Here is a 19,660-nt window from a genome sequence, read left to right on the forward strand (position 1 = left end):
ACTGTTTTACCCCATTCTAAAAATGTAAACTATATTAAAAGGGGTGGATGAAAATGAAACGGAAAGCCAATGTTGATGGTGCTGTCAAAGCAAGCAAAACGCCAAAAAGGAACCAAGCTGAAAATGAGTTTTCCAATGAGTTCGCATTAGGGGAAAACGCAATGAAAGGTGCTAACCGCAATTCGAAGCAAGGCAGAAAAGGAAGAAGTTAATGGATAAAGAAAAACGGAACTCACAGGAAAATATAGGGGAACATGTACGGACTGAATTTGGAATCGAATTCAGTGGCGATATGAACGCGACCAAAATTTATGAAATATTGGCAAAAGAAAATAAAAAACGTGATAATAAATAAAAAAGTAAAAAGGACGGGCCCATTACTGGGGTCCGTCCTTATCTTTAAAAAATGATGCTTCCGGATTTTGAGAGTGGGAAGACGGTTGAGCCCTTACCACTCGGATCAAAATAGGCAAGCATGATCGATGGTTTCTCGACGATTGTCCCCTCCGTTAAATACGTTTCCAGATCAAAGGGAAGTGCCTCGAGCAATGTGTGTTTGTGTATTTCTTTTTCATTAAGTGCCAAAGCGGTGAAAGAGGATCCAAGCTGATCAGGCTTATTCAGGATATCTTCATAAATCTCTTTCCGGCCATGTTTATCAAGTGAAGCTTCCCACCAAGGTTTACGTGGTTTGTATTTTTGATTCAAGAAATAATCCAATTTCATGAGTCCGATTATGTTTTTCAGTTCAACAGATTCGCGGGAAGCCAAAAACTGCTGTAAACGTCTAAATAAGTCTTCAAGCTGATGTCCGATTCGTGACCAGCCCTGTTGATCCCAATAGGTACCGAAATCTTGAAAGAAGTCGAATGGTGATTGAAATACCGTTTTGATTAGATATTCCGTGGTATGATCCATTCTATGATCGTTCCAGTATTTTTCAAGGACATCTTCAACTTGTTTAATGCGGACAATATCATCGAAGGATAATACATTATTTCCTAGGATTTCGTAGGGAGCATGATCACTATATATATATTGGTGTTCATCGGCACGTATCCTTAAGCCTGTACCACGGAGCATCTTTAAGAAGCCAAGCTGCATCTCTTCGGGTCTGAGCTCGAAGACATCATTGAAGGTCTTTCTAAAGGAATGGTAATCTTCTTCAGGCAAACCGGCAATCAGGTCTAAATGCTGATCAATTTTTTGCCCTTCTTTAACCATTGTGACTGTCCGGGTCAGTTTTTCGAAATTTTGCCTTCTCATAACCAGATCATTCGTATGGTCATTCGTTGATTGTACCCCGATTTCAAAGCGGAACAATCCTGCAGGGGCATTATCGTTCAAGAACTGGATAACTTCCGGACGCATGATGTCCGCAGTGATTTCAAACTGGAATACCACACCGGGCAGATGTTCATCAATTAGGAATTGAAACATTTCCATGGCATAGCTTCGGCTAATATTGAAGGTTCGGTCAACGAACTTAATGGTCTTTGCACCATTAGCCATAAGGTATCTGATATCTTCTTTAATCTTTTCACGATCAAAATACCTGACACCCACTTCAATCGATGAGAGACAAAATTGGCAGCTGAATGGGCACCCTCGGCTAGTTTCGATATAGGTGACACGTTTAGATAGATCACTACGATCTTCTTCCAAACGGTATGGTGTAGGCAGCGATTTCAAATCAACCTTGCCGTTCTGAGGCTGGATGATTTTTTTTCCGTTCTGTCGATACGCAATGCCGCCGACCTTTTTATAGTCGTTCGCACCTTCAATTTCAGATAATAGAGCCTTGAAGGTGACTTCACCTTCTCCAATTACGATAAAATCAGCCCCGGGAATCTTATCTAGCCATTCACCAACATCATATGTGACTTCAGGTCCGCCGAGAATGATAACCAATTCTGGATTGATCTTCTTCAGCATGGCTACAACTTTCATTGTTTCCTCGATGTTCCAAATATAACAGCTGAATCCTATAACATCAGGTTTTTTGGAATAAAGGTCACCAACGATGTTCATGATTGGATCTTTGATCGTATATTCTGCCAGCTGTACATCATAATCTGGCTGGGCATAAGCCTTTAAATAGCGAATGGATAGCGATGTATGGATATATTTTGCATTAAGAGTACTGATAATAATATTCATGTTAAAGGGCGTAAAAGAAACGCCTGGCTCCTTTCGTGTACATGTCTTTTTAAGCCAACAAGCACCAACGAGTAATTTTACCATAGCGTGCTGCATTTGAAAAATGAGTTATTGGTAAGAACGGAAATCTTTTCAGCTTGAGAGACGAAATGGAATTGCTTTTAAAAAACGGATAAAGCAGAAAATGCTTTATCCGTTTTCTTTCAAAATGCTTGTTTTATATACTCTTTTGTTTTAGACATGAAACGCTTTGGTTTTGTCGCCTTCAACTCGATGATCGGCTGGGCCATTGTAGCGATCATTTCGCTTGACAATAACACGGTGATCAAGAAAGAGAGGCCGGCGAGCATGATAAAGCTCTCTGTGTTGCTGAAGTAGTCCTGTAGGGTGCTTTCCCTGAAGAAACGGATGAAGAATCCGTGCAACAGATACACATATAGGGTTTGTTTACCCCAATTCGTAAAGAAATATTGTCCGCGCGGGATGAATGAAAGGAAGCTGAACACTGAAATTATGCTCAATCCATAAAATCCGAGGCGTTTAAACATGGATATGATTGTCGCATCTTCAAGCTCGGCATATGGTTTCGAACCGAGCAGCCATTTATAATTGATATCGGTATTTAAATAAAACCCGATAAAAATCACTAACATAACACTAAGTGAAGCAAAACGAACCTTGGGTGTGAATAGTTTTTTTAAATGGTCTTTGCTTAAATGGTACCCGATTAAAAACATCGGGAAAAAAACGAATGTCCTCGAGAGACTAAGGTAATTGGAAATATGGTCAATATACCCAATCAATAATGCGAGTAAAATGGATAAACCTATGCCTATTGATGGCTTTAGCTTTGAAAAACCAAGTAGCATTATGTTCCAACAGAATAAACTGATCAAGAACCAAAGCGACCATTGGGGATCAAGCAAGTCTACAGTGATTGCAGAGCGTTCATATAAGAAATAATAGTAAACGGTATATATCAATTGGAAAATGAGGTAAGGTAAAATCAGTTTTTTTGTAATTTTGGCTAAATACCCTTTTTGATAAAAGCCTTTAGCAAAGAACCCTGAAACAAGGATAAAGGCAGGCATGTGAAAGGAATAAATGGTTTTATATATAGCGTAAATCGTTTCACTGTCATGTATATACGTATTTAGCAAATGTCCAAAGACGACAAAAGCCATGAGAATGAACTTGGCGTTATCGAAGAAAAAATCACGTTGTTTCATAGTTGCCTCCATTTAATGAATTTTTAAGGTAGCAAGAAAGCATTGTTATTCCTTATACCCTAAATACGTAGTATTAAATCAATATTTATTAAATTTAGTATAATAGCCTTAAATAAAGCTTAACGCGAAGTTTTAAATGATTCAACATACTATAATTTGACATATAGGATAATTTTGGATTTAGATGATTGCATCGATTTTCGAAATTACCGAGGAAAATCTAGATGGGTGTCGAATAAAAAGATTGGTAAGGATGGGTTTTGATAAGGGGTGTCAATATGAATATCGGTTACGAGAATGAAACGGAATATAAACAGGAAATTTTAAAATTGAATAAGCAGATCGAAGGGTTTTTGAACATTTTCAATTCAATGTCAGAGCCTTTTATTAGGGTTGATGAGGAACTAAGGCTCACATATGTCAATGATGCGGCCTGTGCCCTGCTGGAAACATCTAAAGATCAGCAGGAGTCCATGAAGATAACTGATTTTCTCGAGGTCATCGCTTTAAATAATCAGGATGAGTCCGGTTCCCCCAAAAAACCGATTGAAAGTGAAAGGCAGATGATCCAGCTTCATACCGGAGCCCTTAAACAAATAGAGTTTATGAGTATGGGGGCTCCTTCCGAAGGACAGCAATTTTATCGTTTGGCGGATGTGACCTTGGATGTTTCTTCGTCCCGGGAAACAAGAATGTCAAGGCAGATGTTTTTGGACATTTTTGATACGGCCATAGAAAGCATTATACTATTCGACAGTTCAGGAATAATCATGGAAGTGAACCATGCCTTTATCCATATCATGGGCATCCCCAAAAAAGAGATTGTTGGAATGAATATGAGGGACCTCATTTCACCAGAATATAAGGCATATTGGGACGAGAGCATACAAAGGGCCTTTGTTGAGTCGAACTTCAAAGGTGAGGTAGAGATAATGATCGGGGATGAACTCCATCATTTTACTTTTTCCATAAGTTCAACGGTAGGAAATGAATTATACATGTCGGTACTTCGAAGAATTACAGAATCAAATTTAATAGAAAAGAAGTTAGAGACGAGCGAACGGATTTTTGCGGAATTATTCGACCAGTCCATGGATGCGATCATATTCTGGAATGATGACGGAATCATTTTTCGTGTCAATCAATCAGCATGTAAAATATTTGAATCCAGCAGAGAGGAATTGATAGGCAGCTATATTTGGAAATACGTGTACAGCAACAACCATCATTTTGGGCAGATGATGGAAACGTTTGAAAGGGACACCCAAGTGAGGGGGGAACTTATTTATAAAATGCCGAATCACCAAATAAAATTACTTGAATTGACTGCCAAAAAACATGAAGGTGATGGGTATAACGTAACAATCTTTCGAAATGTCAGTGAGCGCTGGCTGATTGAGAAGGAATTAAGGGATAGTGAGAAGAAATTCAGGAAGATTTTTGAGGGAACATTAGACGGCTTGATATTATGGAACAATGAAGGGTTCACCGATATTAATGAAGCGGGTCAGAAGATATTGGAAATATCGAAGCATAAACTGCTATCTTTATCTGTTAAGGAATTCATTGAGAAAATCCCTGAAAATGCTCCTGCCTTAAACGGGCATATTGAAAATGTTTACAAGCATGAGGTCTACTCATCCATCATTCCGATAACATTCGAAGATGGAAGAGTTAAGCATATTGAATTTTTAACCAGGAAAAATTTATATTCGAACCTGAATCTGAGTATTTTCCGTGATGTAAGTAAAAATCTCGAAATGCAGGAACAGATCCGGAAATCGGATACTTTAAATGTCGTTGGCGAACTGGCGGCAGGGATTGCTCACGAAATCAGGAATCCAATGACTGCATTAAAAGGGTTTATCCAGTTGCTTGAGGATGGCGTCAAGGGGGAATTTTCCACATATTTTCATGTGATTACATCTGAAATTAAGCGAATCGAAACGATTATCACGGAATTTTTAGTACTGGCAAAGCCACAGGCGCTTAAAGTTTTCAAACAGGATGTTCATACCATTTTGAGGGAGACACTGGAATTACTGGCCGCCCAGGCCCTGCTGGAAAATATTCAATTCGAGACAGACTTCGAAGAAGATGAGTTTAAGGTTTTATGTGAAGCGAACCAATTAAAGCAAGTGTTCATCAACATCATCAAAAATGCATTGGAAGTCATGCCGGATGGCGGATCTGTTCATATTAAAACAATCCGATTTTCAGAGAAATATGTTTGTATTTCAATTACCGATCAAGGCATGGGGATCTCAACGGAAATGCTGAAAAAATTAGGTGAACCTTTTTATACGACGAAGGACAAGGGAACCGGACTGGGGCTTATGGTCAGCTATAAAATCATTGAAGAGCACAATGGCTATATAGAAGTGGAAAGCGAAGTGGATAAAGGAACGAGCTTTCATATTTATCTGCCATTCGAGTAATGAAGATAAGTGGAAGGAATATTCTAGACCTTTGCTCAGCAATCAGAAAGCATTCAAAATTCTTTTAGTAAATGGGGGATCCTTATTCAATGGATTCCTTTTTTCTGTTTCCATTTTATATCATTTTCATCTTGGAATCACAATTGACGTTGTACTATCGAAAAAATATTGCGCTAATTAAAGGGATATTCCATCTTTTTATTCATTGATAAATTTGTCGTTGTTTGCTAATGTGGTAAACTGCTAAAGTATTTTGAACGGAAACTAACAATGGAAATAAAATGAAGACCTTTCGAATCGAATGTCCGGAGCTGGCTTTTTCGTATCAAATCATTAAGAGGATTATGGTTCGGAATTTCCGTCATATCCTGTCTGCTGGTGGGTCAAGCTTTATCGCAATTTAAGAAGTTTTGTCTTTTTTTGCGAATCTATTTACATATAAGGCATATTTTGTAATACTTCTTTTTATGATGTAACTTTAAAAGGGCAGGAGTAGTGAATGTAGTTATGAATTCTAGGTGTGCAACGGAAATTTGTTCTGAGATTCGAATGAAGCGTTGGGAAATGATGGAGTTGGCAAAAATGTATGGAATAGGTCATGAGTATACCCTTCGCCAAAGCGAGCAACTTGATAAACTTATAAATGAGTATTTGATCCTTCAACATCATTCTTCAGTGGAAGTGAGAAATAAGCGGGAAGAAATGGTTGTTATTGTACAGAAGCCCTTTAATGATGATTTTACATTTTAAATGGACCTGAATGCATGCATCACTTCTTAAATTAGCGGTAGGAGAGATAAGCACCTTTTGGGTTATTGAACAGGTAGTAAATGAACTTTACAAACATTTCATGAAAACAATTCAAGAAAGATCATATACAAAAGACGATCATTATCTTTTGAATAACTATTGCTTTGAGGTATACATCGAGGGGGAGGTCACCAGAAGGTGTCCTTCATGCATCGGGAACGTCAATGTCAAGCGGGATTTGTTTAGAAGCAGGTATTTAACTTAATGTATTACACTGATTAATAAAAAAGTAAGGGCTGACTCACTTAATGGAGCCAGCCATGGTCAGGTCTGGATTACAAAATTTCCAATAATATTACCATGAACAAAAGACCGACAATGAAGGAATAGGTTGAGGTGCGTTCATTACCATCCCCATGGCTTTCAGGAATCAATTCCTTATAAACGATGAAAAGCATGGCTCCCGCAGCGAAAGCTAAGCCGTATGGAACCAGGAACCCAATGTAAGAGGTTAAATAATAACCCAATAAGCCCGTAATTATTTCGATGGTACCGGTCAAGGTTGCTATCAGGAACGCTGTGAATTTACCGATTTTTTGATTAATTAAAAACAAGGCGACAAGTAACCCTTCCGGGGCATTTTGCAGGCCGATGGCAAATGCGATCAAGTTACCTGTATCAGCTGTATCCGAGGCGTAACTGACACCTACAGAAAGACCCTCTGGGATATTATGGAGTGTAATGGCAGTGATGATAAGCAAAGCCTTTTCATCGAACTGAATACCACTTTTCGTATGGCTGAGATCGATATGCGGAATGTTTTTTTCCATGATCGTTAATGTCATTACCCCGAGAAAAACCCCAATGACAAGCTGAATATACCCTCCGGTGGCTAAAGACTCCGGAATCAGGCTCAATAACGAAGCAGCCATCATGATACCAGCGGTAAATGCCAGAAGCGTGTCTCTGAAACGATGTGTGATTGAACCTTGAATGAACAAGATCGGTAACGCACCGAACCCTGTAGACATAGCAGATAGGATGCTGCCTAATAAAACTCCACTCATATATTTCTCCTTTGTATGGTACTTATCATTACTTATTTGTAAACCTTTGGGCGAAACAATAATTTATTGTATTGAGGTGATAAAAAATAGGTTCCAGGAAAAAACCATTTTGAAGTCATTCATGTTTTCTGCGAATCATTCTTCTGCATACCATTTTTTCAATGTTAGATCAGTCGGCAGCAATATGCTGATGATCCCAAGCAATGGCAGGAATCCCACTATCTTAATCATGGATTCGATTCCGATTATATCTGCGATGGCACCCAATGAAACGGATCCAATGGCACCCATTCCAAAGGCTAACCCTACAGTCAAGCCGGCCATTGTTCCGACTTTTCCCGGGACCAATTCCTGTGCGTAAATTACAGTGACAGAAAAACTGCTCATTATAATGAACCCAGCCATCAATAATAAGATAAAAGCGGCTGTAGGAGGTACGAATGGTAAAAGTGCGGTTATTGGCATGCTTGCAGCGAAAGAAAAGAAAATTACATTTTTACGACCGAATCTATCCGCAAGCGGGCCACCGAAAAACGTACCTACAGCTCCAGCGGCTAAAAAGGCAAATAGGAAAATCTGAGCGGATTTTATCGTGAATGAATGCTGCTCGATCAAATAAAAACTATAAAAGTTCGTCATGCACGATACATACCAGGAACGGGCAAAAATAATGAATAAAATTAATACCAAGGCTTTGGCCACTTTATGGGACCGTTCTTTATTGATTACTTTTGCAGCAAGCTTTTTAGGCTGGAAGTGAACTAATTTTTGAGAATACCACTTGGCAATATACAGCAATAGGATAACGGCCGTTAAGGCAACCAAGGCAAACCAGAGTGCGCCTTTTTGACCGAAAGGAACAAGTACGATGGCTGTGATGAGTGGGGCAAGGGCTTGCCCGCTATTTCCGCCAACCTGATAAATTGATTGTGCCAGGCCTCTTTTAGGGCCGCCTGCCATGTAGGCAACCCTAGAACCTTCCGGATGGAAAATGGCTGACCCAAAGCCCATCAAGATGACTGCACCAAGGATAACGGTATAGTTTGGGGCAATTGCAAGTATGATGACCCCTATTAAAGTACTGGTCAATCCAATGGGCAATGCATAGGGAAGGGGCTTTTTATCTGTATAGAACCCAACTGCCGGCTGCAGAAGGGATGAGACGATATTCAGGCAGAATGCAATCATCCCGAGCTGTGTATACGTTAGCGACATTGATTTCTCCAGGATTGGGAACATGGCCGGAACTACGGCCTGAAGTGAATCATTCATTAAATGGCAGATGCCTATGATGATCATGATTTTCAGAGTCATATCTTGTTTTTGCGGGTTTGTTTTAATGGCAGCGATACTTCCCATATGTATATGTCCTTCTTCCTGATTAAGAATTTTACCTATTCAATAAATAGATTCATTAAGCATGTCCCGTATGCATGACACCTTATAAAATAAATTGAATCGTTCTCTAGTCTTCATTTTTTAAAATTAAACCCTTCAATTTATAACTAAGGATGGTCTTTTATTAAAGGTAAGCTGATTGTAACGGTTGTACCGTTTAGAGGTTTACTTGAAAACTCGATGGTTCCGTTAAAAGATTCAATTATTCGTTTACATACGAATAGCCCTAATCCGGTTCCTTCCTTTTTCGATGTATAAAAGGGATCGAAGACTTTACCGATATCTTTTTCATTCAGTCCATGACCGTTGTCGATAATTATGATTTTAGCCCATTCATTTTCATGATGAATCCGGATCCTTAACTTTCCCCCAACTTCCATTGCCTCGAAACCGTTTTTGGCAATGTTGAGAATGACTTGTTTGAGTTGGTCCTTTGTACAATGAACCCTGATCGGTTCCTTTACGATGTTCCATTCCACTTCTATATTGAAGTGACGTGCTTCTGATTCTATTATTGGTCTCAATTCAGCAATGATACTGCGAATATCATATAAGGATAAAGTCTGGGGCATGGGTTTCCCTAAAATCAAAAATTCGCTCACTATACTATTGATCCGTTCAATTTCCTTCATGATGACAGAGTAATAAAACTGATCTTGTTCTTCTGGGTGTTTTTCAACCAGTAATTGTACCAGCCCCTTTATGCCGGTAAGTGGATTTTTTATTTCATGTGCCGTACTGGCAGCCAATGTACCGACAAAATCTATTTTTTGCTTATCGTTTAATAACTTTTGGTTTTTGGTATTCCTGCGAACGATCAGTTCCTCCATGACGCTATAGATCATGTGAGTAAAAAAGAAGGTGAAAAAGACAAGTATTAAAAGGACATTTATGTTATTTGTATTAATCCTGTCGGGCATCTTGACCGAAAGAGTCCAATCCACTTCTGTTAAAGGAACATCCACCCATGTTGAATGTCCAGTGAATTCTTCGGTATTTATATCTAGAATTCGGGTTTTATCGCTTGTTTCCAAGATAAAGGCATGACCAGGGCTGAGCATTTTTAATGTTTTTTCCATATGATCGAGCCTAATATGTACCAATAAAAACCCTTGCGCCTTTTTATCATGATCCAGGATGGGAGCAAAAATGGAAATATAATCGAAATCAGGTTTATATGGATCCTTTGTTCCTATAACAACGGCTTTTTGAGTTTTTACTGCAAGCTCAATATCATCCTGTTCAATTAAAGAGTAATGATGGAAATATTTATTCGTCCCTGAGATGGAAACGCCATCCTGGTTTAGCCAATATACTCCGGCATACCTGGAATCTGTATCTTTGATCCATTTCATAAGAAGTTCGGTTTTTTTATCATCCATATAAAGAACCGAACTGCTAAGGCTAAGCAGCTTTTCCTTCGTTTCACTTATAACTTGATCTATGTATTCTTGATAAACGGTTCCCGCCCATTCAGCTTTTTCCTGTCTTTCTTTTTGAATGGAACGTTCTAAATTCGTCCAATAAATGATTGACAAAATAATTAATGGTAAAATAACAATAAGTAGATATGCGGTGAATTTATGCCTTGTTTTCATGTTTGTCACTACTTTAGCTTTTATTTCAAGTATATCAAAATGAGTGATTAAACAATAGTGCATACTAAACAGGGCAGATTGACAAAAAAGTCATAATGTCATATAATAACTTTTAATTCAAGATATTTTAATTAAAAACTTTAAGGTTGTGAAGTTATGGAGAATAATAACATCCAACAGTCTTTGAAACTGTTTATAGTGATGTCTAGAGCACATAGATCTATCAATGATGTGGTAAATAAACATATAGCCGAAGAGGGTTTGAATCCAACTGAGTTTGCAGTACTGGAATTACTTTATCATAAAGGCGATCAGCCTCTTCAGCAAATAGGAGGAAAAATCCTGCTAGCGAGCGGCAGCATTACCTATGTCGTGGATAAACTTGAACAGAAGGATTATCTACAGAGAATAGCATGTAAAGAGGATCGCCGTGTAACCTTTGCAAAAATTACGGAAAAAGGAAAAGCCTTCATTGAAGGGGTATTTCCCGAGCATGAAAAAAGAATCGATGATATCATGAGTGTACTTACGCAAGATGAAAAGGAAACCGTGATAGAATTGCTTAAAAAGATTGGGTATTCCGCTCAAAATTAGCTTAAGAACCAGCACCCGGAGTTTACTGCAGGTGCTGGTTTTTTTATGGTTAATAAAACCTAATTTGTTTCAAGGACATGAAGGTTTTTAATACCGTTGTGGCGAATTAAATTATATTACGATAACCGCTATTAATGAGAATGTCTCTTGAAAGTGATTTCGATTGGTGGATAACATTAATTTGGATTATACATGAAAAAAATGTCGTTATATCATGAGAAGGAGTGTACATATGAAATTTAATGAGTATGAATATAAACGTCCTGAAATGGATGAGATTAAAAACCGGTTCATGAACGCTTTGGAAAAGTTTACGGATGCTGGAAATGCTGATGAACAAATAAAAGCCATGGAAGAAATAAATGAAATTCGAAATTATGTAGGTACGATGTTTAATTTGGTATATATTCGACATTCCATTGATACCAATGATGAATTTTATAAAGCGGAGAATGATTATTTAGATGACTTCTCCCCTGAAATGGAAGAATTAACATCAAAATTTTACAATGAACTCGTTCGCTCGAATTATCGTCAGGAGCTTGAGGTGAAATGGGGAAATCAACTATTTGACTTGGCAGAAGCCCAACTTAAAACCTTTTCACCCGAAATCATACCGCAACTGCAAAAAGAAAATAAATTATCGAGTGAATATTCGCAATTAATTGCCTCTGCAAAAATTCACTTTGATGGAAAAGAGCTGACACTTGCCCAGCTTCAGCCTTTTATGGAGTCGGCGGACCGTGAGTTAAGGAAAAATGCAAGTCGGGCATATTACGGTTTCTTTGAAGAAAAGCAGGTGGATTTGGATCGCATATTCGATGAACTTGTCAAGGTGAGGCATGAGATCTCGATAGCGCTAGGCTATGGAAACTTTGTGGAGCTTGGGTATTATCGAATGACAAGGACTGATTATGATGCTGATATGGCTGCTGCATTCCGCAAACAGGTTAAAAAGGAAGTGGTACCGCTTGTTACCCGGCTGAAGGGACGACAGCGCGAACGTCTTGGTTTGGAGAATTTAAACTATTATGATGAGAATTTTCATTTCAAGACTGGTAATGCCGTTCCAAAGGGCGATGCGGAGTGGATCATCGAAAATGGGAAAAAGATGTACCAAGAGCTCTCGCCTGAAACGAATGAGTTTTTCAATTATATGATAGCTAATGACCTGATGGATCTTGTGGCGAAGAAAGGAAAAGAAAGCGGGGGCTACTGTACTTTTATAGAAGACTATAAAGCTCCATTCATCTTTTCCAATTTCAATGGTACTTCCGGGGATATAGATGTTTTAACACATGAGGCAGGACATGCGTTCCAAGTGTATCGCAGCCGTAATCTCGACATTCCTGAGTATTATTGGCCCACATATGAAGCCTGTGAAATCCATTCGATGAGTATGGAATTCCTAACTTGGCCATGGATGGAGCTATTTTTCAAGGAAGATACGGAAAAGTATAAGTTTTCCCATTTAAGTGGTGCTCTCACATTCCTCCCGTATGGGGTAGCTGTTGATGAATTTCAGCATTTTGTTTATGAAAATCCTGAAGCCTCCCCCCTTGAAAGAAAGCAGGCTTGGCGTAAAATCGAGATGGAATATTTGCCACATCGTGATTATGAAGGGAATGAATACCTGCAGAATGGCGGGTATTGGCAGCGGCAAAGCCACATTTATCAGTCGCCTTTTTATTATATCGACTATACATTGGCCCAAATTTGCGCTTTCCAATTCTGGAAAAGGTCAGCTGAAAAAGATGAAACGGCTTGGAAGGATTATTTGAATCTGTGTCAACTTGGAGGCAGCAAGTCCTTCCTTGATCTCGTTGAATCTGCGAATCTGAAATCTCCATTTGTTGACGGGACAGTACAGTCGGTCGTTAAGGTGATAGACGAATGGCTTTCCACTGTCGATGATAAAGCATTATAAAAGATAATGTTTTAATGATTCGGTAATCATTTGGATGCTTTAATAAAACGCTTGGGGATTACTCCTTAAGCGTTTTTTAATCTTTCCTCCGTTCAGAAGGTTTGGTACAAAAGTTTTGCTAAAGCCTCACAGAGAAATTCGAAATAGGTGAACAGGGAAATTCAGACCAAACAATGATAGGAAAGTTAACTAACTCTTTAATGCCATAAAGTCCAGGGGAAAACAGCCGACGAAAGGAATATTGCTCGGCTTGTCTTAAATGTCTCTTCCTTACATATAAATGTAGGGAGGAGGGGAGAGTATGCTGTCAAGGTGGTCAGGGATTTTCCAGATTGCAGCGGTTTATGTAGGAACAGTCGTCGGTGCAGGTTTTGCAACTGGAAAAGAGATTGTCGAGTTTTTTACCCGTTATGGCTTCTATGGCTTTATTGGGATTTTAATAGCAGGTTATATTTTCATTTTCACTGGAACTAAAATCATGCTCATTTCCGCAAGGATCAGGGCTTCTTCTTATGAGGAGTTCAATCAATTTCTTTTTGGAAAGAAAATTGCAGGAATCATCAACATCTTTTTCCTTATCATGCTGTTAGGGGTGACGGCTGTCATGATTTCGGGTTCAGGCGCGGTTTTCGAAGAACAACTTGGCGTGCCGAAAAGTATAGGGAGCTGGTCCACGATCATCCTGGCTTCCTTGGTCTTGATGATGGGAATGCGCGGTGTATTCACTGTAAACTCTTTTGTTGTACCAATCATGATCAGTTTCAGTTTGATCCTTTTTTTCTCGACTTTGGGAAATGGAGAGTTCTTCAAGACACTTACAAAAGTGCCAGATGAAGTGATTACCCTGAAAATGATTTTGTCACCATTTGCCTATACAGCCTTTAACCTGGCCTTGGCACAGGCTGTGCTGGTTCCTGTTGCCTATGAAGTCCGAGATGAGAAGGTCATTAAACATGGTGCAATCCTTGGGGGAATATTCCTGACCATCATTTTATTAACGGGGCATTTTTCACTTATGACACTCCCTGATGTGAATAATTATGAAATTCCTTCGGCGGTTATTATGAGAACGGCAGCCAGTCAGTTATATTGGATGTTCATTTTGGTGATTTATGGGGAGATATTCACTTCGGTCATCGGAAACATATATGGATTACAGAGGCAAATAAGCAGTTATATTAAAATGCCAAGCATGCTGATCATAGCGGTGATTTTTTTAATTGCTTTAATCATAAGTGAATTTGGATATGGAAGGTTATTAGGATATATTTATCCGGTTTTTGGATACATAAGCCTGCTTTTTTTAATGCTTGTCTGGAAAAGCAAGGCAGGGAAGGAGAAATGAAGAACGGGGGGCATGACCTTAGCCCCCCGTACCTGAATGGATGTTCATCCTTTCATCAGCGTCATAGCCATCTGTAGAAAAGCATCCCGGTAATCCTTATCTTTTTTTGTGAACATAGTTAAGCGGACGGGTGCTTTTTCATCCTTGAGCAATATGGAAGTAATCACATCATCCCCACTTTTCACTTCAAATCCCATACCGTTCTCGACATCAAGAGCTGGATCCACAATCGTGTCTGAAAGGCTTTTCAGCTGGGCTTGAACATTTTTCTCCACTTCATCCCAATTAACATCAGCCGTCAATAATTCGATTCTCATATAAATGGAGTCATCTTCAGTCAGGAACACGATGTCTTTTCCTGGTTCTTCGGCACTTAATTTAAATTGTTGCAAAACATAGAGGCTGAACGGTTGATTATCACTTCTTTTTAAGAACGCTGTTTTTTCTATTGCTTTCCCGTTAATTGTATATTGCAGGTTTTGCTCCATCAGTCTTACTTTGTTGTTGTTTCCGTTATTGCCATTATCTCCATGTGAAGTATTGCCTTCGTTCTCCTCGTTCACAGAATCTTCCTGTGGTTGGTCTGCATTTTCGTCTGCGGTCGTACCGCAGCCAGTCAGCAGAAAAGCGGCGAATGCGGCACAGCCAATATAACGTGTCCAACTAGTCATGTCATTTCCCTCGTCTTTCTGATAGAATTCCAATATTCCTATAAAAGATATCCCAGCAATCAGACATGCTGGTGATTTTCCCTTTAATAAAATGACGTTATGAATTGAAAGTTGTTACAAAAAAGCAGGAGCCGAAATTGGCATGATTACTAAAAAGTGAAAACGGAATGGTCATTGAGAAACCATCCCGTTTGATTACATTGAATTATCCTATGATTTTATAATTTTTATGGTTGACGACGGTTTTCTGCTCAAGTTCCAAATCACGATAATTTTCCATATACGTGACGTCCACGATTACTGAGTTCTCGTTCACTTTCTCGACGATTCCTTTTAAGCCTTCTCTAAATTCAATGATATTTCCGACTTCCGCTTTCTTCATGGTAATCATCCTTTCCCATTTCGTTTTACAATGATCAAAAAGTAACTATGGAGTAATTGGATTATTCGAACATCTTGCCGTTTAGATTTTGACGTGGGGAGTGCAAGTAAGAGAATTGGATATCTCTTTTGTCGGTACAGTAAGCTAAACTTTTAAAGGGAGTAGCAATTCTTGTAAAGGAGCAGTTGTAATGAAATGGCATAATTTGGTATATCTTGAAAACGCAGTTATGCGTACCAGTATGTAATCCTATGTACAAAAAATGCCAATCATTTCACATTATGATATTTTACTATACAGTTTGCACTATTTTAAAGCATACGTAAAGAAATATGTAGCAAGTGAGCCTCAAAAAATTCTGATTTATATTAAGTGGCATGCTTATGATAAAATGGAAACGGAATTTCTCCTGTCTGATTATGGATAGAATATTTAAAAATTAGGAGGATAATATTATGAATGCTGAAGAAGCGAAAGATGTACTCGATAAACTGGCAAATCGGGAAATGGATGAATTCAGGATAACAAAAGAAGAATTTTTAGCTTTTCGTGAGTTTCTTATAAAAAGGGAAGACTTTAAATATTTTCGGGGGAATGCTCTCCATAACGGTGAAATAATTTATACTTATTTAGAAGAAGCGAGAAGTTAATGGACTGATATTTTAGGGTGGCTCATGAGTGAGCCACCCTATCTTCATTATTTACAATGGGGAAGGCCTCTTCGTGGATTGAAAAAGGATCTTTAATCTCTAGTATGAAGGAATCAAATGGTTCGGTGCAGGTTTCATATTTATGATGATGCTTTAATTCGTTCAAGATTTTGCCTTTGATTACAGTATAGGCATAGTTAGAGAATTGTCCGTATTCCTCATTGAAATTCCCGATTGATTCCCATAAAGCAATCAAACCTACTTGGAAAAATTCTTCTTTATTCTTATAGATGGATAGTGAGCGGATAATATGATGGATCATCGGGGTAAATTCAGTCTTTAGAGCTGAGAAATCTTCCATTGAGCAAGCTACCTTTAGAAAGTGCACTTTCATGTATTCCCGGGTGCTTCTACCATAAATAATTCGTTCGGCTATAGCGAAAGGGCATAACGGAGAAATGTAAGGGATAAAACGTTTGTTTTCAGGCGCTGAACCAGAAACTTATTGAAAGGGAAAGGAAGATTCAGAAGTATGGAGAGTACTTTTGAATATGGGTTTGAACAAATGAAAGACACATCCGAATATTGGATGTGCCGATACCATTCACTCATTCTTGTTTCGATAGATTTATCGCAATTCAATGAATCATCATTTAGTTTAAACATCAGCAATAGCTCAAAGTCCACTTTCACAGGTAGCTCAAGAAGTGGGGGGGAGAAAAGCTGAAACAAAATGCTTCATTCCTTTCGTATTTCAATATGTATCCCCCTAAACATTTATGATTGTGAGTTCCAAAGTGGAGATGTTGATAAAACAATTGTTTTTTTTAACTCTGCGATTTTCGGAATCCAGCTTCCTGTGCGTCTTGTTCGGTACAAAACATTTCTTCCGGTTTAGTTATTTCGTAATATTGGCCCGAAGGAATGTGATATATTTTATTGCCTCTAGAGTTTATATTCCCTTTAATTTCTGGGTTATTGCAAGATGAATGGACAGTGGTTTTTTTCTCTGATTCTTCTCCGGACTTCGAATCATCAAACCCTTTTGAAGTTGCATAGTTTTCAATTGACCAAATCCCGATTTCTTCTTTTTGGGCTTGTTTCTGCATATCTTCCAATTCATCAAGATATTTAGTGTTCGGTGCATAAACATAGGCTACCCTGGCCAGTCCTTTTTCAAGCAGTAGTTTATTAACCATTTTTCCATCAACATAAAAATAGGCCAGCAGCCGGCCATATTTATCTCTTTCACCAATGCCGGTTTCTACTTCCACTTTAGAGCCCTCAGGCATTAAATCCTTGGTGAACTTGCTTGCTTCAGGTCCAAAAGGCTGAACGGGCTTGGAGGGGTGCACGGTTTCTGGGGTATCTACCAAAAGGAGCCTGACCGTTTCTTCATTTCCATTTGGCATTTTGATTTTTACTGTATCTCCATCGACAACCCTGACGATCTCGGCTGTGAATGTCCTGCCTTTCTCTTCTTTGGAAGAATTCGTACTGGATTGAATATCTTCATTGGACATTGAATCTTCCTGTTTCGATTCATTGATCAAGTTATCTGATGCGGCCTGACAGCCAGTCAAAGTGATCAGGCTTATGGCAGTCAGGAGAAAAACAGGCAGATAAGAATGTAAAAAGGAATTTCTGTTCATGATAAGTCCTCCATTTCAAAGGTGTTTTCGTTTTCCATGTCCATCAAGGGTATATTCGGCAGGAATAATTCTAACCTATAAAAAAGCGAAAGAAAATGAAATAACATTAAAATTTTCATATGCATCGCTATCCGATATCATGATAGTTTCTTATAATGATAAGGTGGAGTAAGGGAGGCAGGCGTGATAAATGATGTTTAGGCTTGAAAAAATTAGGTATAAAGGCATCCTGCATATTGATGGTTTGAAAATATCCGGTGGCATGGTTACTTGCTTGACAGGGGAAAGCGGAGCAGGAAAAACATCACTTCTACGATTATTGAACAGGATGGATGACCCGGATAGCGGTTCAATCTATTATCAAGATCAGTTGCTGGATAATTTCAACCCGATAGAGCTCCGACGTAAAGTCACAATGCTTTCTCAGACACCGTTCACTTTTCCGGGAACGATTGAAGAAAATCTCCAGCTGGGCCTGGAATTGACAGAACGGGAAAAAAAGGATAAAGCCGAATTGGTGAAAGCACTTGAAACCGTACAATTGCAGAAGTCTTTAGATGAGGGGGCGGAAAATCTTTCTGGAGGGGAGAAACAAAGGCTGGCACTAGCGAGATTACTTTTATTGAGACCAGAAGTGTATTTACTGGATGAGCCGACTTCGGCTCTCGATGAGGAAACCGAGCTAAGGGTCATGAGCCGTTTTTTAGACGAAGTAAAGCGGGAAAAAGGAACGGTCATCATGATTACCCATTCAAAACAGCTTGCGGACATATGTGCTGAAAAGATGATCGTTCTGAAAAAGGCCAAGGAGGCTGACTATTAATGGAGGGTAATGGGATAATAGATATTGAGTTCTGGCGACTTTGTGCAGCCTATGTCTTTGTTGTAGTCCTGCTCATTATCGTTAAATGGCGAGGGATTTCACGGGAAAAGCAAATCATGCTCGCTACGGTACGGATGACGGTCCAACTCATTCTTGCCGGATATGTTTTGACATATATCTTTGAAAATCCTCACCCTTTACTTTCTTTAGGATTTCTATGTGCAATGGCTTTGTTCTCCATCCATAATATTTTTAAGCAAGTGCCCCATACGCTCAATAAGAAAATTAAAAGGATGGTCATCCTAAGTATGTTGTCAGGTCCCATGGCTGCCTTGTTTTATTTTAATGTGGTCGTGATCCATTTCACGCCATGGTATGAGCCCAGGTATTTCATTCCAATAGCAGGGATGATCGTGGGGAATGCAATGACTGGTGTGACATTAGCACTTAAAAACCTCCATGATGGGATTAGCAGTAATCGTGAAAAAGTAGAAGCGATGTTGATGCTTGGAGCGACTCCAGCAAGGGCTGTGAAGAAATATGTGGATGCTGCATTCGACTCGGCAGTCCTCCCGACTTTGAACAATATGCTCGGGATGGGAATTATTTTCCTTCCAGGAATGATGACAGGGCAAATCCTGTCGGGAATAAGCCCACTCATCGCAATTGAATACCAGATTGCCATACTTATCGGAATTCTCGGGAGTGTTTCATTAACGGTCGTCCTTTTCATTATGCTTAGTTTCAGAGCCTTTTTTACCAAAAATGCACAGCTTTCCATTTAATTATTGAAGAATCTGAAAAGTAATGGTTGCAGTTCTATCTATATTTTTGTACTATTTTTTAGGTACCAGATAGTTTTGGTTTGTTTGTTGGGGATGATAATGCTATTCTGATAAGGAAAAGGGCATTTCTTTACTGATTGGTTAGAGAACACCCCTTACATAACCTATTTTGTTAATTTATCTAAAGGAGA

Annotated in this window: 19 protein-coding genes; 10 read left to right on the forward strand and 9 right to left on the reverse strand. The window is 38.9% G+C overall.

The features are described from left to right. Nucleotides 1–53: 53 nt before the first annotated feature. Both QUF78_RS07940 and QUF78_RS07945 read left to right on the forward strand, forming a co-directional pair. Nucleotides 54–212 (forward strand): hypothetical protein, encoded by a 159-nt coding sequence (locus QUF78_RS07940; protein WP_283901701.1) that lies wholly within the window; start codon nucleotides 54–56, stop codon nucleotides 210–212. After that, on the forward strand, nucleotides 212–355 hold the full coding sequence (locus QUF78_RS07945) for a hypothetical protein (protein ID WP_289324246.1): 144 nt from the start codon (nucleotides 212–214) through the stop codon (nucleotides 353–355). Before QUF78_RS07940 ends, QUF78_RS07945 begins: the two co-directional genes overlap by 1 nt. A 44-nt stretch (nucleotides 356–399) precedes the next feature. Here the strand turns inward: QUF78_RS07945 and QUF78_RS07950 are convergent, their stop codons facing one another. Then, nucleotides 400–2,160, reverse strand: a complete 1,761-nt coding sequence (locus QUF78_RS07950) for a B12-binding domain-containing radical SAM protein (RefSeq protein ID WP_289324247.1) — start codon at nucleotides 2,158–2,160, stop codon at nucleotides 400–402. A gap of 203 nt (nucleotides 2,161–2,363) precedes the next feature. After that, nucleotides 2,364–3,389: an acyltransferase family protein gene (locus tag QUF78_RS07955; RefSeq protein WP_289324248.1), complete on the reverse strand. Its 1,026-nt coding sequence runs from the start codon at nucleotides 3,387–3,389 to the stop codon at nucleotides 2,364–2,366. Between the two features lie 278 nt (nucleotides 3,390–3,667). Between QUF78_RS07955 and QUF78_RS07960 the strand changes: the two genes are divergently transcribed. Together QUF78_RS07960 and QUF78_RS07965 are read left to right on the forward strand one after the other, a co-directional pair. Continuing rightward, the gene (locus QUF78_RS07960) at nucleotides 3,668–5,827 is read left to right on the forward strand and encodes a PAS domain-containing sensor histidine kinase (RefSeq protein WP_289324249.1); all 2,160 of its coding nucleotides are present in this window, start codon (nucleotides 3,668–3,670) and stop codon (nucleotides 5,825–5,827) included. A gap of 507 nt (nucleotides 5,828–6,334) precedes the next feature. After that, nucleotides 6,335–6,577 (forward strand): aspartyl-phosphate phosphatase Spo0E family protein, encoded by a 243-nt coding sequence (locus tag QUF78_RS07965; protein ID WP_289324250.1) that lies wholly within the window; start codon nucleotides 6,335–6,337, stop codon nucleotides 6,575–6,577. A gap of 335 nt (nucleotides 6,578–6,912) precedes the next feature. On the opposite strand, the gene QUF78_RS07970 is transcribed toward QUF78_RS07965, so the two are convergent. From QUF78_RS07970 to QUF78_RS07980, 3 genes are all read right to left on the reverse strand, one after another. Beyond that, nucleotides 6,913–7,644: a ZIP family metal transporter gene (locus tag QUF78_RS07970; protein ID WP_289324251.1), complete on the reverse strand. Its 732-nt coding sequence runs from the start codon at nucleotides 7,642–7,644 to the stop codon at nucleotides 6,913–6,915. A 135-nt stretch (nucleotides 7,645–7,779) separates the two neighbouring features. Continuing rightward, on the reverse strand, nucleotides 7,780–9,003 hold the full coding sequence (locus tag QUF78_RS07975; RefSeq protein ID WP_289324252.1) for an MFS transporter: 1,224 nt from the start codon (nucleotides 9,001–9,003) through the stop codon (nucleotides 7,780–7,782). A 146-nt stretch (nucleotides 9,004–9,149) separates the two neighbouring features. Next, nucleotides 9,150–10,640 carry an ATP-binding protein gene (locus QUF78_RS07980; protein ID WP_289324253.1) on the reverse strand — a complete coding sequence of 497 codons (1,491 nt, stop codon included), beginning with the start codon at nucleotides 10,638–10,640 and terminating at the stop codon, nucleotides 9,150–9,152. A 156-nt stretch (nucleotides 10,641–10,796) separates the two neighbouring features. Between QUF78_RS07980 and QUF78_RS07985 the strand changes: the two genes are divergently transcribed. From QUF78_RS07985 to QUF78_RS07995, 3 genes are all read left to right on the forward strand, one after another. Continuing rightward, nucleotides 10,797–11,234: a MarR family winged helix-turn-helix transcriptional regulator gene (locus QUF78_RS07985; RefSeq protein WP_289317320.1), complete on the forward strand. Its 438-nt coding sequence runs from the start codon at nucleotides 10,797–10,799 to the stop codon at nucleotides 11,232–11,234. A gap of 232 nt (nucleotides 11,235–11,466) precedes the next feature. Continuing rightward, entirely contained in the window at nucleotides 11,467–13,161 is a 1,695-nt protein-coding gene (locus tag QUF78_RS07990) for a M3 family oligoendopeptidase (protein ID WP_289324254.1), read from the forward strand. A 301-nt stretch (nucleotides 13,162–13,462) separates the two neighbouring features. Next, entirely contained in the window at nucleotides 13,463–14,506 is a 1,044-nt protein-coding gene (locus tag QUF78_RS07995) for a YkvI family membrane protein (protein ID WP_289324255.1), read from the forward strand. A gap of 44 nt (nucleotides 14,507–14,550) precedes the next feature. Here the strand turns inward: QUF78_RS07995 and QUF78_RS08000 are convergent, their stop codons facing one another. Together QUF78_RS08000 and QUF78_RS08005 are read right to left on the reverse strand one after the other, a co-directional pair. Next, nucleotides 14,551–15,177: a hypothetical protein gene (locus QUF78_RS08000; protein WP_289324256.1), complete on the reverse strand. Its 627-nt coding sequence runs from the start codon at nucleotides 15,175–15,177 to the stop codon at nucleotides 14,551–14,553. A gap of 205 nt (nucleotides 15,178–15,382) precedes the next feature. Further along, nucleotides 15,383–15,559, reverse strand: a complete 177-nt coding sequence (locus QUF78_RS08005; RefSeq protein ID WP_064505160.1) for a YkvS family protein — start codon at nucleotides 15,557–15,559, stop codon at nucleotides 15,383–15,385. A 455-nt stretch (nucleotides 15,560–16,014) separates the two neighbouring features. On the opposite strand from QUF78_RS08005, the gene QUF78_RS08010 reads away from it, so the two are divergent. Next, nucleotides 16,015–16,209: a hypothetical protein gene (locus tag QUF78_RS08010; protein WP_289324257.1), complete on the forward strand. Its 195-nt coding sequence runs from the start codon at nucleotides 16,015–16,017 to the stop codon at nucleotides 16,207–16,209. Between the two features lie 22 nt (nucleotides 16,210–16,231). Here QUF78_RS08010 and QUF78_RS08015 read toward each other — a convergent pair whose 3' ends face one another. Then, nucleotides 16,232–16,570, reverse strand: a complete 339-nt coding sequence (locus QUF78_RS08015) for a sigma-70 family RNA polymerase sigma factor (protein WP_289324258.1) — start codon at nucleotides 16,568–16,570, stop codon at nucleotides 16,232–16,234. Nucleotides 16,571–17,036: 466 nt separating this feature from the next. Beyond that, a complete protein-coding gene (locus tag QUF78_RS08020) occupies nucleotides 17,037–17,861 on the reverse strand; it encodes a thermonuclease family protein (protein WP_289324259.1) in 825 nt (274 codons plus the stop codon). 193 nt (nucleotides 17,862–18,054) lie between these two features. Between QUF78_RS08020 and QUF78_RS08025 the strand changes: the two genes are divergently transcribed. Both QUF78_RS08025 and QUF78_RS08030 read left to right on the forward strand, forming a co-directional pair. Then, the gene (locus QUF78_RS08025; RefSeq protein ID WP_289327268.1) at nucleotides 18,055–18,684 is read left to right on the forward strand and encodes an ABC transporter ATP-binding protein; all 630 of its coding nucleotides are present in this window, start codon (nucleotides 18,055–18,057) and stop codon (nucleotides 18,682–18,684) included. Continuing rightward, entirely contained in the window at nucleotides 18,684–19,469 is a 786-nt protein-coding gene (locus tag QUF78_RS08030) for an ABC transporter permease (protein ID WP_289324260.1), read from the forward strand. Before QUF78_RS08025 ends, QUF78_RS08030 begins: the two co-directional genes overlap by 1 nt. The last annotated feature ends 191 nt before the right edge of the window (nucleotides 19,470–19,660 follow it).

Source organism: Peribacillus sp. ACCC06369, from assembly GCF_030348945.1.
Classification (GTDB): Bacteria; Bacillota; Bacilli; order Bacillales; family DSM-1321; genus Peribacillus.